Origin of the sequence: Cytobacillus sp. T106 (genome assembly GCF_040492155.1) — a bacterium.
Taxonomy (GTDB): Bacteria; Bacillota; Bacilli; order Bacillales; family Cytobacillaceae; genus Bacillus_AB; species Bacillus_AB infantis.
On record NZ_JBEUMK010000005.1, the window covers coordinates 187,125 to 200,399 of the forward strand.

The following is a 13,275-nucleotide window of genomic DNA, read 5'->3' on the forward strand; positions in this document are numbered from 1 at the left end:
GAACCAACCCTGGCCGCAGGGGATGGTTCAAGCACTAAAAGCTTCCCGGCATAGAAGAAATTTTCCAGCCGGCTTTTGTTTTTTCAAATTCAATATGAAAGGTTTCGTATAAAAGTGTATCACCGAGCGGGGCCTTTAAATCAAACTCTTTCACGTCACCGGCATCCTTCATCTGAAGGATTTCTGCATGCTGATAGCCCATGATGGACCCGCCGTCTGCATTAGGCTGCACGAGTCTTCCATTGTGGACCTTGATGCCTGAATGAGTGATATAAGCTGAAATGGCTTCGTTTGTAAAAGAAGATGAAAAATACTGGATCAGCTTTGATTCTGAATCAAGATCCCTGCCCATAAAGCGATAGTCCAATTCATTGATCGTTATGGATTCCATTTCTTCTATATTGCCTCCGCTTTGAACATGCCAGCGCTTTTGTGCCGCTTCATTGATGGCAGCAGCCAGCATTTCTTCCTCCAGGTTTTCGAGCTTCTGTACAGGAGAGCCCCTCTTCAGGCTGGAGATTATTTCATCCTTTTTGGATACTGCCAAGCTGTAAAGATCAAAAGCAGGACTGCCCGGGGGATAGGGGTTTTTCCAACCTTTCCTGACCATATATATAAAACGGTCATCCTCAAAAAGCTTCAGCATATCTTTTTCATCAATGGGTTCTCCCGCATCTTTAGGATAAATCACAATATCAAACAGCTGCCCTTTTTCCTCCCCCTCGGGCTTGATGCTAGCAGATAAACGGTATTCATTGCTTGGTCCGGGAGATCCCTCCACAGCCAAATAAGGAAACAAATCAAGCGGGATAGCGAGCGTCAGGTCAGGTTCGGGAATATATAAAGCAGTATCCTGTCCCTCCCTGTCTTCAAGCATTGCTATAATTTCGTCTTTCAGCTCTGAAAACTTGCTGTAACCCGGCATAATCATGTTTAGGTTCATGCCCTTTTCTATTGATTGGATTGCTTCTTCGGGCTTTCCTTCCTTCACCTGCGCTTCAGCCAGGAAATACCAGTATATTGCTGCATCAGGGACTTCAGCTGTCCTTGCTTTATAATATTGTGAAACTTTAGGGAAGTAAGCTGGATACAGCTCTTTATCAGAAGCAAAGCGGCTGCCATCCCATGACAGCATATCAACCTGATACACGTCAGCAAGATCGCGTGCCCAGACGGCCAATGAATAGAAAGATCCTTCTTCAGGGCGGACCATTTCCAGCTCGTGATAGTTTTCCTGGCCAATCTTTTTCAGGGAGCCTTCAGCAAAGGAAAAAATATTGAGCGTGCTTCCTGCTGAAGCGCCGATGCTCCAGCCCAGCAATAGTTCATCCGCTCCATCCCCTGTCACGTCGGCGGCCGCACCCCAGCCAACATCAAATCCAATGCCTTTTATATCTTCCTGCAAAGTCCATTCTTTTTGCACTTTTTTGAGAATAAGAGTCCCTGGTTTGCCGGGGTCTCCTTTGAGCTTGTAGAAAACTGCCGCTTCCGGTGACCCATCTCCATCAAAATCCGCTTCCAGTATGCTGCTTCCTCCAACCGGCCTGTCAGGAACCGCTAAAATTGCATCTGCAGGGAGGAACCGCTTGGCGACAGGCTCAAGATTTTCTTTTTCCTGAATCTTTTCTGCCGGGGGCCTTGGCGCCTGTATAAGGCTGACCGGCTCAGGAAGAAACGTGCACCCTCCAAGCAGCAAAAAGCCCAGCAGTATGGTTATAAGTTTGAGTTTTCTCATTTTCCCCTCCACTCTCCCTCAAGGGCTAGAAGGAAATACATTCTTCCATCCTTACAAAGGCAGCCTGATATATGCGGCAGTTCCCTTTCCTCTCTCACTGGCCAGCTCAAACTGCCCTTGGTGTGCCGCTATGATCTCCTGGCAGATTGCAAGTCCAAGTCCGGTTCCTGCTCCATGGATTTTTCCTTTATAAAACTTTTCCTTTACTGCTTCCAGCTCATCGGAAGGTATCCCTGCCCCTGTATCACTGACGATAATGACTGCTTCCTTTTCCTTCCGCTTCAGAGCGACAGATATGGTGCCCTCTGCAGGCGTGAACTTCAAGCTGTTATCAAGAACATTCAGCAGCACCTGCTTCAGCCGATCTCTGTCTGCATTTAAAAAAAGGGGTTCTTCCGTTATTTCACTGGATAAAAGGATATTCTGGCGATTCGCCCGCGGTCTAAGCTGATTGACTGTCTGCTGGACCATTTTCTGCAGCAGGATACGCTCAAAAACAAAGCCCGCCTTCCCTGATGAAAGGCTTGATAGATCAAGCAATTCACCGAGCAGATGGCTAAGCCTTTCACTTTCGTCTGTAATGATATCCAATCCTTCGGTGAACACCTTTTCATCCGTCATGCTCCGGAGTGTAAGGGCCCATCCTTTGACAGAGGTCAAAGGTGTCCTCAGCTCATGGGAAACAGAGGCAATAAATTCATTCTTCAGCTTCTCATGCTTTTCGGCTTCCTCGGCCATATAATTCAATGTATCGGCAAGCAGGCCAACTTCATCATCCCGCTCCTTCTTGATCCTCACTGAAAACTTTCCGGATGCCATCAGTTCTGCAGCCTCTGTTATACGGCTTACAGGCTTAATAATCGTATTCGCCAGAAAATAGCTTATAATCCCGGCAATCAGGATGACGGCGAGTCCGATCATAATTAATGCTGATGCATTTTGCAGGAAAACTTCATTAAGCTGTTCGAGTGAAGTTGTCAGCCTGATGGCACCTACCGGCTCTCCGGAAACGAGGATTGGCCTTGCTACAGAGAGAAGCTTTTCTCCAGCTTCGGTCCCCGTCCAATAGCCTGTAGTACCGGAAAGGGCAGATTCTATATCCTGAAAACCCTTCAGGCTTTTTCCTTCCGACAGGCTGCTCCCTGACAGCAGTGCTCCATCCTTGCCGACGATCTGCACCTTTGCATCAAGGAGGAAATTGTACTGCTGCAGGAGCTGATCTGCAGAATCCTTGAGCGGCCTAGTCTGGAAATATTGCTCATAATAAACGGAGAACATGCTCCCCTGATCCCTGAGCGCCTGCTTGACACCCCCCATATAATAAAGCCGCAGGGCTGACAGGATGACGGCCTCGAAAAGGGCCACTGTGATGATGATCATCACAAGGTAGCTTCCTGCAAGACGTTTTCCGATCCCATTTTTCATGACTTATGCCCGCTTTCCTGAAAGCAATAGCCATACCCCCAAACCGTTTTAAGAAACAAAGGGCTTGATGGTTCATCTTCTATTTTTTCCCGCAGCCTCCTGATATGGACATCCACTGTTTTCGGATCACCGAAATAATTCAATCCCCACACTTCGTCAAGAAGCTCATCCCTAGTGACTGGCTCATTCCGCTTTTGCAGGAAAAACTTCATCAGCTGGAATTCTCTTGCCGTCAATTTTACAAGCCTGCCCGACTTATACAGGCGCTGGGTTTTGACTTCAAGCAGGTAAGGGCCCAGCTCTAAGGCTGCAGGACGGACCGGGGAAGTATTCCTTGATGTCCGCCTCAGAACAGAGCGGATCCTTGCGGCAAGCTCAAGCGGGTTGAAGGGCTTGACAATATAGTCATCTGCCCCGATTTCAAGACCCATGATTTTGTCCATATCCTGCCCTCTTGCAGATAGGATAATGATGGGCAGATCCGGGTGCCGCTCCCTGAGCCTTGCACATATTTCAAAACCATCCATATCAGGAAGCATCACATCCAGCACCACGAGTGAAGGGTTTTTATCCTCCGCAAGCTGCAACGCCGTTTTCCCATCTCCCGCTTCAAGGACCTCGAAGTTGGATCTTTCAAGATTAAAATAGATAAGCTTCCGGATCGGCAATTCATCCTCGACAACCAAGATTTTTCCTTCTATCATTCTAGTGACCTCGCACATTCAAATTGATTTCATAATTTTATTTTACAACGGGTACTGATTTTGGAAAATATTTTCATTTGTATTTTCAGAAAAAAATGCCGTCCTGCCCCTCGCTGCCTTCTGGTTAGAATGGAAGTTTTCCAGTACACTAGGATTAGAAAATCATCAGGGAGGTGCACACGATGCCTGACTGGTCATATCATCCGATATTCAAACCGATTCTGGAAAGGCTCCCGGGCGGAGCGGGACGGGAATTTATCCATAAAGGGATGAACACTCTCTCATCGCTGCCGGGCGGCAGGCACATCATTGAATTTCTTGGCCATATGTCTCCGGCACCTGAACTTCAAAAGACGATGCTTGGATACAGCTTTCAATCGCCTGTCGGCTTAAGCGGGAAAGTGGACCCCCTTCTTTCCGGTACAAAGGCTTTTACCGGGCTCGGCTTCGGTTTTCTGGAAGCCGGCCCTGTTTCTATGGAAGTGCAGCTTTCCAGCGGGACCGCTGTCAAGCATCAAGATGGATCGATTTCCTATCCTGTCCCGCTGGAGTCCATTGGAGTGGATAGGACGATCTCCCAGCTTGAAAAAATGAAAGCTGCCCATCAGCCGCTGTTCATCAGAATAGATTCACCTGCTTCCAGCATGGATTTGGCAGCAGCTGAAATTATCGAGCTGGCTGGACGCCTTTGCCCATATGCTTCGGCAATGATCATTGAAAACGGTTGGAGGTTTAAGCAGGATCACTATAGAAAGATTGCCGGTATTCTTAAAGGCAAACCTGTCCTCCTGGGCACTTCCCCCGCTGCCTTCCGGAAGCAGCAAACCATTATTGCCGCTTTGGCAGATGAAGACCTGATTCAGGGGATTGTATTAGATGAAGAGGCGTCTTTTTCAGGCGGCAGGCAGACCTTCCCATTGAGCGCTCCAGAAGCTTTCACGGATTGTTTATCGACTATAAGAAACGCATATCCAGCTGGCTTTCCTGCAATTATCTCCGGGGGAGTCCTTGAGCCGGAGGATGCCATTTCATTATATACAGCAGGAGCAGACTTGATTATGCTGTCGGGAGGATATGTTTCCTCAGGGCCCGGGCTTCCAAAGAGGATCAATGAAGCGGCTGCAGTCCTCGAGGTTCATGCAGGAAGGGAGGATTTTGGAGGCTGGATGCTGTATTGGCTGTTTGGTCTTTTCATCCTGATTGGCGGGCTGATCGCCCTTTTTTTCAGCCTGACATCTGTCATTCTTCCCTATGATGAACATTTCCTTGGCATCAGCCGGGAAGACCTTATACTGATGAACCCGCTGCTCATCAAATTTATGCTGCACGACCGGATGACACTCGCCGGGACCATGATCTCCGGCGGAATCCTCTATATGGAGCTTGCCCGCCACGGTGCCAGGAACGGTCTCCACTGGGCACGGAAGGCCATCAATGCTGGCGCGGTGACTGGTTTTCTCGGAATCCTGCTGTTTATCGGATACGGCTACTTTGATTGGCTTCACGGACTTTTTTGGCTTATTCTGCTTCCCTTCTTTTTATTGGGGCTCCGGAACTCAAAGGAAGCCAATCAAAGGCCTCGTTCTATTAATAAAAAAAACACAGCAGCCTGGCGCAAAAGCCTCTGGGGGCAGCTGTGTTTTGTCATCCTTGGTTTTTCTTTTGTTATTGGGGGGATATCCATTTCCGCCATAGGTGCAACCGGTGTTTTCGTTCAGACTGATATCGGATATATCTGCATGACCCCTGAACAGATGAACAATCTCAATGAAAAGCTCATCCCGCTGATTGCCCATGACCGTGCCGGTTTTGGCAGCGCTTTGTTCAGTGTTGGCCTGCTGGTGCTGATGACCGCCCTATGGGGCTTCCGGCAAGGTGAGAAGTGGGTGTGGAGGATGCTCCTCATCGGCGGGATTCCTGCCTTTGCGGCAGGCATTCTTACCCATTTTTATATCGGCTATACCACCTTTTATCATCTCCTCCCTGCCTATTTTGCTTTTGGGCTTTATATAGCAGGGCTTGTGCTTACACGCAGATTTTTCCTGGATCAGGCTGCTGACTGAGGCAGCCTTTTAAAGAACGGGACTTATGATCAGCCGCTTTGAAGCAGCCTGACAGTCAGCTTTCTGATCAGGTCAGGCAGAATGCCAAAGGTATATGGCTTGTAGACTCTTTCTGTCCATTTATGTCCTCCCTTTCCATAGACTCCGATATTCAGGGAAGGAATATTCAGTGTTTTCATTTCTCCCAGCGGGACGGGAAAGAGCTTGTCCATTGCCGGGAAATTCTGCTTTAACAAGCCAATTTCATTATCTGACCCGCTGTATGAAAGAAAGCTGGCATCAGACAGGTAAGGGAAATACTTTCTCAGTTTAAATTCCTCGCCTGTCAGCATCTCCTCCTCTCTAAGCACTTCTTCTAGACAGCTCAGGATGATTCCACCCTCAATGTGATTCGCAGGAAGGAATGGAGGTGCAAAGAACAGGATTGCTCTCGGCTTTTTCTCGGGATCAAGCCGGTGAAGTGCCTCGACAGCTGCGAATGCAAGCATCCGCTCATCATTTTCATACTCTCCCGCTTCTTTAATGCTATCCCTCACAGCTTTCACAGGATCGAGCCCTAGTCCATCAAGATAATGGACCATTTCCGAAAAGGTGATGACCTCCATTCCCCAGTCATGACCTCCCCTGGGAAGGCTATTGGTGCGCCGATATAGCTCATAGCTCTCCGACAGCCTCCTCTCAGCGTCAGTGCACGCTTCCATTGCAATCATCTTCAATTCCTTCATCAGCTCTACAGGCGATTTATTATAGATAAAATAATTAAAATACAGCTTGCAGCTTACGGCTGTCTGGACATCATAGCTTTTTTTGTCATCTTTCATATATAAGCAGCTCGGCGGCAGGATTAATTCATCTTCTACCTTTTCCGCAAGATTGAAGTTCTGGCTGATCCTTAGATTGAGCTCTGATGCTACAATCGTCGGGTCAAGCCCTGCAAGGCTTTCGCCTGCATGCGCTTCTCTCCCTGCAATATAAAAACACGGCAGCAGCTTGCCGGCAGTTCCTGCATAGATATACTTTCTGCTGTCTCCGTCGAACAGAGGGGAGATGAAGTCATTATTGATGCTGGCCCGGTATTGAAGCCCGTGCTCTGCTTTGAGCCGGAGCAGTTCCCCCAGTGCAGCCCGAATGCCTGTGTGCTGGCCTTCTTCATCCGCATTGAAGAGGACCAGCAAATTCCCGTCAAGCTCCTCTGGATGCTCTGAAAAATAAAGGAGATTTGCCAGGTGGACAGCAATTCCGCTTTGCATATCAAGCGCCCCTCGGCCAAAAAGCCATTCACCTGATCTTGCATCACTACAAAGCTCCATATCTGCTTCATATTGCGCAAAGAAAGCCTGCAGCCCGTCCGGATCATGGGCAATGGGCTTTAATGTGCCATAGTCTTCAATCCCTACCGTATCAAAATGGGCATGATAGAGGATTGTCTGCTTTCCCTTTCCTTTAATAAAAGCAAATACATTTTTCCTGGAAAAAGGGTCCGCTTCAATCTTCTGCTCCCAGCAAAAACTTGGGCGGGTTTTGAAATATGGAAAGGTGCCGATGATCTCCTTAATAAATTCTGCCTTCTTTCTTTCACCGTCTGTATTGGTATAGCTATCCCGCTTGATGAGCTCTGCTGTCAGCTTTTCCGCCTGTTCAAAGATTGTCAGTCCCTGCAATTCTGCATACATGCAAAATTCCCCCATTCAGTAATTGAAATAAGTGTAAAGTCTGCAGGATACAATAATCAACCCATTTTCAAATTATTTAAATTTTTTCCCGGTACCAGTTTTAAGCTGAAGTTTATGTGAAACCGAATGCATTCAGGCATTTTACAGAATAATAATGATTAGCACTTGAATTTCATTATAAAAACGAATATTATATTATTTGTGCTTTTTAAATGTTCGTATTTCCGGAGGTTTTTTATGTTTAAACTTAAAGATTATCAAACCAATGTGAAAACAGAGGTTCTAGCAGGCATCACAACGTTTTTGACGATGGTTTATATTGTAGTCGTCAATCCTGTCATCCTTTCAGATGCAGGTGTTCCTTTTGAGCAAGTATTCACAGCGACCATCATTGCTGCTGTTGCCGGGACATTGTGGATGGCCCTGTTCGCCAATTACCCGATAGCCATCGCCCCTGGAATGGGCTTGAATGCGTATTTCGCCTATTCAGTTGTGGGCACTCATGGAAATATTGATTATATGACGGCATTTGCAGCCGTTTTCGTTGCCGGGATCATCTTTATCATCCTGTCATTGACCCCTTTCCGGAAGAAGCTGATTGAAGCGATTCCTGAAAATCTGAAGCATGGCATCACGGCCGGGATCGGCTTGTTCATTGCCTTTATCGGACTGCGGCTTACGGGCATCATTACAAGCCATCCGACCAATCTGGTAGCACTTGGGGACCTTCATCAGCCATCTGCCGTGCTTGCGCTTATCGGCCTGGCCGTCACACTCGTCCTTATGGTATTGAATGTAAATGGCGCAATGTTTTTCGGAATGATCGCTACCGGACTGATTGCCTTTTTCACCGGCCAGCTCAGCTTTGAGCAAGGATTTGTTTCACTGCCGTCACTTCCTGATGGCCTGATCATTGCCAATCCGCTGTCAGCATTTGCGGAAGTCTTCCAGCATAGTCTGTATGCAGTCGTCTTCTCTTTCCTGCTTGTTACGATCTTCGATACAACAGGAACAATGATCGGCGTGGCCCAGCAGGCCGGGCTCATGAAAGGCAATACCATGCCGCGGGCGAGGGAGGCGCTTCTTTCTGACAGCATCGCTACCACAATCGGTGCAATGTTCGGTACAAGCCCGACCTCCGCATATATTGAATCTTCTTCAGGAGTAGCCGCAGGCGGCCGGACCGGCCTGACCTCCCTGACTGTAGCTGGTCTGTTTGTCCTTGCAGCCTTTTTCGGTCCGCTCGTAAGCGCGGTATCCGGACTTTCGGCCATCACTGCACCAGCACTGATCATTGTCGGCAGCCTGATGATGGGGAGCATTTCGCATATTAAATGGAATGAGCTGGATGAAGCATTCCCTGCCTTCCTGATCATCCTGAGCATGCCGCTGACATCAAGCATCGCAACAGGCATCGCACTTGGCTTCATCTCCTACCCGCTGATGAAAATCGTAAAAGGAAAATGGCGCGACGTCCACCCGCTTGTTTACCTTTTTGCCGTATTGTTCTTTTATCAGCTGGCGTTTTTGCCGCATTGATAGAAATGCGGAGGCACTGTTCAGGTGCGACAAGCATAAGACGCTTTGGAATTGAAGGCGTTCTTTGCCTTCGGTTCCAAAGTGGCTTATGACTCGAGGGGCTAGGCTTTGGAGCTGGACCAATCGAAATGACAAAAAGAGCAGCTGCATATGCAGCTGCTCTTTCTTTTATATCAGTACTTCAACCTTGGCATCCTTTTTCAGATCTTCAACCTGTTTGACCAGTACTTCCTGTTTCTTTTGGTCGTTAAGCTGTTCCTGGATTTTTGTTTTTATTTCTTCGTATTCCGGAACTGATTGCCCTTCAGGTGTTGATGCTTTCACTTGATCATAATATGCTTTTACTTCTTCTTCTGTAGCGGCATCTGCTTTAATTTCTTTATCGATATACTTATTTGATACGATAGAATCGCTGATTTGCCCCTTCAGCTCTTCTTCAGTCAATCCCGCATCCTTTAGGGCAGCGGCAAATTTCTTGTCATCGCCTTCGTATTGTTTCTTTATTTCATCCAGCTGGCCCTGCACCTCTTCTTCTGAGGCCTTGTAGCCTTTTTCAGCGGCTTCCTGCATGATTAAGCTTTGTCCGACCAGGCTGTCTATTGTCTGCTGCTTAATTTGTTCTGAGGCTTCCTTGGTAGTTGGATCCTGTCCGCTCATCTGGTAGCTCATTTGAGCATTCTGGAGCATACCGTTAAAATCCTTGCCCAGAATTTTATCATCATTGACAACAGCAACGGTTTCTTTTTCATCGACTTTTTGCTTGTCCAGTTTTTCCTGCATTTCCTTCATGCTGGCCTCCTGGCTCTTCTCTTCCTGCTTGCTTGCATTCTTATCTTCTGATTGAGCATTGTCCTCGTTCCCGCCGCAAGCAGTTAAAACGGCAGCGGTCAAGACTGCCAGCATCGTCCATTTAATCTTCTTCATGATCCGTCCCCTTTCGCCCTCCTGATAAGGGCTATTTCTATAATTTTCTTATATAGTGGGCATTATAGCTGATATTTTCGCGAAAAGATACCAATCACCCATTACCAACTTTTGGAACATGGGCAGCAGCGCCCGACAAATATAGGAGTACGGGCTGTATCTTCCTGTTATTTTCCTCCCTCTTCTACTGAAAATTACTGCCTTGTCAGCAGCTGCAGGAGCAGGATTGAACAGAAGCCTTCCAGTCTCAGCTTTCAATTTATGACCCTTAAGGTGACGTTCTAAATGTACAATTCGCACATACTTTTCTTTATAGGACAGGACAAGATAAGGTGATGTGAGAGATGGTACATAAAATGACTGCTATCATAATGGGAAGCTTTCTAATGGGGATTGGCATCAATGGCTTCATCATTCCTCATCATCTGCTGGATGGCGGTTTTATCGGGCTTGGCCTGATTCTGCACTATTATTATGATTTCCCCCCGGGCCTGTCTTTGGTATGCCTCAGCATCCCTGTTTATACAGCGGCCTGGTTTTATCACCGCAAGTATTTCTTTTACAGTTTGTCCGGTCTGCTGGCTTCCTCTATTTTTATTGACCTCTTTGAACCTATCAAAGGAACCATGCCGCTGGGGATACTGCCAAGCGCTGTTATTGGAGGAATACTGGTCGGCTGCGGAATCGGACTCATGCTCCGGTATGACACAAGCACATGCGGCTCTGATCTGCTTGCACAGCTTCTCTCAAAAGCATTTTCTGTCAATGTGGGTCTGATCATCTTTATGATGGATGCGCTGATTATTTCATCAGGAATCAAAGCAGTCGGATGGACGCATTTTTTCTATTCGTTCCTGACCATCATCAGTGTGGCAATCCTGACGATCATGATGAATCGGGGCCGGCATTCAGCAGCAGGGGCATAGCCCCGGCAAACTGGCTGAAGGAGCCTGTATCAGGCTTCTTCAGCCAGTTTGCATACATAGACCAAGGATTCAGACCGGGCAGTCAGCGCCCTTTTGTCCCAGCCTCCATAGACCTGGATTATCTCCAGGCGGCAGCTTTCAAGCAGACGTTCCATTTCCTGCGGATATGTATATCTCAGAAAAATATTCTTTACTGTCTCTTCCAGATCGCTCCTTCGGATTGTCTGGTAATGCTGGATCTGTGTTAACTTGTCGTATTTGCTTATCGTAGAAACCTTTATTTGCTCCCCGCTTTTTCCAGTGATGGTTTTCCAATATTCCTCTCCTTCAGGCTGAAGCAATTCTTCTGCAGAAGGAAAACGGGTATCGAAGATAAACAGCCCGCTTTTGTCCAGATGGTTTACAACGGCTTCCAGCAGTCTGTTCTGGTCTTGATTGGTCAAAAAATGCTGAAAGGAATTGCCGGACATGTAAACTAGCCCAGACTTCAAATCCAGATCCACCGATCTTACATCCCCGCAGATCCATTTGATGGGAAGCCCTTTCGCTTTTTCAGCCGCCCTGCCGAGCATGCCTTTATGTATATCGACGCCTGTCACTTCAAAACCCTTTTCAGCCAGCGGGATAGCGAGCCTCCCTGTCCCGCATGCCAGGTCGATGACCGGCCCCCTTTTACCTTCCAAAAGCTCCAGCAGCAGATGCAGCTCCCCTGTCCAGCTGTTCTCAATATCATATAAAACAGGATCTTCATATTCTTCAAAGTTATCCATTTTCACGTCCGAACTCCTTTTTTTCCTTAATTGTAATGGGACATGCGTTCTTCTGCCACTCATTTCGTTTTTATACAGAAAAAGCCGAGGGAGCCCCCCGGCCTTTCCAATCAAGCTTCTGCTTCAATTTTATTAGCAGCATCATTATAAGCTGCAGTATCAATGTCCCCAGTCAAACGGCTTGTGAGAATGCCGGATGTCATGCTTCCGGATACATTGACCGCTGTCCGCCCCATATCAATGAGGGGCTCGATGGAAATGAGCAGGCCTGCAAGCCCTACCGGCAGATTGAGTGCTGAAAGGACAAGCAGTGCCGCAAAGGTAGCTCCGCCGCCTACGCCTGCTACGCCAAAAGAACTGATGGCGACGATGGCGATGACAGACAGCAGGAATGACGGTGAAAGAGGGTCGATCCCTACTGTAGGCGCAATCATGACTGCCAGCATCGCCGGATAAATTCCGGCACATCCGTTTTGGCCGATAGTAAGGCCGAATGAACCTGAGAAGTTGGCTATCCCTTCAGATACCCCGAGTGACCGCTGAGTTTTAATATTCAGCGGCAGTGCTCCAGCACTCGTCCTGGATGTGAAGGCAAAAGCCAGGACAGGGAAAGCTTTTTTCATGTAAGTGACAGGATTCAGGCCTGCCAATATCAGCAGCAGCAGGTGAATCAGGAACATAACAATGAGAGCTGCATAGGAAGCAACGACAAATTTGCCAAGATTCAGGATGCTATCAAGATCGCTGGTAGCCGCGGTCTTTGCCATGATGGCCAGAACCCCGTATGGCGTAAGGCGGAGAATCAATGTAACGACCCTCATGATAATGCTGTAAAAAGAATCTACTATTCTCGCAAAAAGCTCCGCATGCTCAGGTGTTTTCCGTTTTACGCCAAGATAGGCAATCCCCAGGAAGGCGGCAAATATAACAACAGAAATGGTGGACGTAGGCCGCGCACCTGTGAAATCCAGAAATGGATTGGCAGGCAGAAGATCCAGTATTTGCTGCGGGAAAGTGCGGTCCTGAATTTCCCCGTACCGCTGCTCAAGCTGTTCAGCCCTTGCAGATTCCGCTTCTCCCTGTGTAATCTGCACTGCCTCCAGATCAAAGCCAAGCGCGGCAGTGATGCCGACAGCAGCCGCAATTGCCGTGGTCCCAACCAGGATCCCAAGGATCAGGGTGCTGATTTTTCCAATATTATTGGTCAGCTTCAGTTTCGTAAAAGCAGCCAGGATTGAAATAAAGACGAGCGGCATGACAATCATTTGCAGAAATCTGACATATCCTCCCCCGGCAAGATTGAACCACTCAGCCGACTCGGCGATTACTTCCGAACCGGATCCGTAAATGAACTGCAGGGCAAAGCCGAATATAATCCCCGCTCCAAGTGCAGTGAATACACGCTTGGAGAACGATATATGTTTTTTCTGCATCACATATAGCCCATAAATCAATAAAAGCATAATGGCAATATTCACTATAATATATACCGCAGACATACTATCCCTCCTAATAT

The 13,275-nt window shown here is 47.7% G+C and carries 10 protein-coding genes; 3 read left to right on the forward strand and 7 right to left on the reverse strand.

Translation table 11 applies throughout. The features are described from left to right. Positions 1 to 34: 34 nt before the first annotated feature. From ABU165_RS12435 to ABU165_RS12445, 3 genes are read right to left on the reverse strand one after another with little or no spacing between them, the layout of a single operon-like run. Positions 35 to 1,735 carry an IseA DL-endopeptidase inhibitor family protein gene (locus tag ABU165_RS12435; RefSeq protein WP_224949868.1) on the reverse strand — a complete coding sequence of 567 codons (1,701 nt, stop codon included), beginning with the start codon at positions 1,733 to 1,735 and terminating at the stop codon, positions 35 to 37. 51 nt (positions 1,736 to 1,786) lie between these two features. After that, entirely contained in the window at positions 1,787 to 3,160 is a 1,374-nt protein-coding gene (locus tag ABU165_RS12440; RefSeq protein WP_311225858.1) for a sensor histidine kinase, read from the reverse strand. Further along, complete coding sequence (locus ABU165_RS12445) at positions 3,157 to 3,864, reverse strand: response regulator transcription factor (protein ID WP_318060183.1); 708 nt, start codon at positions 3,862 to 3,864, stop codon at positions 3,157 to 3,159. The genes ABU165_RS12440 and ABU165_RS12445 overlap by 4 nt, the downstream gene beginning before the upstream one ends. Positions 3,865 to 4,046: 182 nt before the next feature. Between ABU165_RS12445 and ABU165_RS12450 the strand changes: the two genes are divergently transcribed. Continuing rightward, on the forward strand, positions 4,047 to 5,927 hold the full coding sequence (locus ABU165_RS12450; protein WP_318060182.1) for a beta/alpha barrel domain-containing protein: 1,881 nt from the start codon (positions 4,047 to 4,049) through the stop codon (positions 5,925 to 5,927). Positions 5,928 to 5,956: 29 nt separating this feature from the next. On the opposite strand, the gene ABU165_RS12455 is transcribed toward ABU165_RS12450, so the two are convergent. Continuing rightward, positions 5,957 to 7,600, reverse strand: coding sequence for a M20/M25/M40 family metallo-hydrolase (locus ABU165_RS12455; protein WP_022543527.1), 1,644 nt, complete (start codon positions 7,598 to 7,600; stop codon positions 5,957 to 5,959). A gap of 237 nt (positions 7,601 to 7,837) precedes the next feature. Here ABU165_RS12455 and ABU165_RS12460 point away from each other — a divergent pair, with 237 nt between their 5' ends. Then, entirely contained in the window at positions 7,838 to 9,139 is a 1,302-nt protein-coding gene (locus tag ABU165_RS12460) for an NCS2 family permease (protein ID WP_009795035.1), read from the forward strand. Between the two features lie 168 nt (positions 9,140 to 9,307). Here ABU165_RS12460 and ABU165_RS12465 read toward each other — a convergent pair whose 3' ends face one another. Beyond that, positions 9,308 to 10,063 carry a SurA N-terminal domain-containing protein gene (locus ABU165_RS12465; RefSeq protein WP_009795034.1) on the reverse strand — a complete coding sequence of 252 codons (756 nt, stop codon included), beginning with the start codon at positions 10,061 to 10,063 and terminating at the stop codon, positions 9,308 to 9,310. Positions 10,064 to 10,419: 356 nt separating this feature from the next. Here ABU165_RS12465 and ABU165_RS12470 point away from each other — a divergent pair, with 356 nt between their 5' ends. Then, the gene (locus ABU165_RS12470) at positions 10,420 to 10,989 is read left to right on the forward strand and encodes a YitT family protein (protein ID WP_224949857.1); all 570 of its coding nucleotides are present in this window, start codon (positions 10,420 to 10,422) and stop codon (positions 10,987 to 10,989) included. A 29-nt stretch (positions 10,990 to 11,018) separates the two neighbouring features. Here the strand turns inward: ABU165_RS12470 and ABU165_RS12475 are convergent, their stop codons facing one another. Together ABU165_RS12475 and ABU165_RS12480 are read right to left on the reverse strand one after the other, a co-directional pair. Continuing rightward, positions 11,019 to 11,759, reverse strand: coding sequence for a class I SAM-dependent methyltransferase (locus tag ABU165_RS12475; RefSeq protein WP_035403173.1), 741 nt, complete (start codon positions 11,757 to 11,759; stop codon positions 11,019 to 11,021). Positions 11,760 to 11,869: 110 nt separating this feature from the next. Continuing rightward, positions 11,870 to 13,258 (reverse strand): L-cystine transporter, encoded by a 1,389-nt coding sequence (locus tag ABU165_RS12480; RefSeq protein ID WP_094768364.1) that lies wholly within the window; start codon positions 13,256 to 13,258, stop codon positions 11,870 to 11,872. Positions 13,259 to 13,275 lie beyond the last annotated feature (17 nt).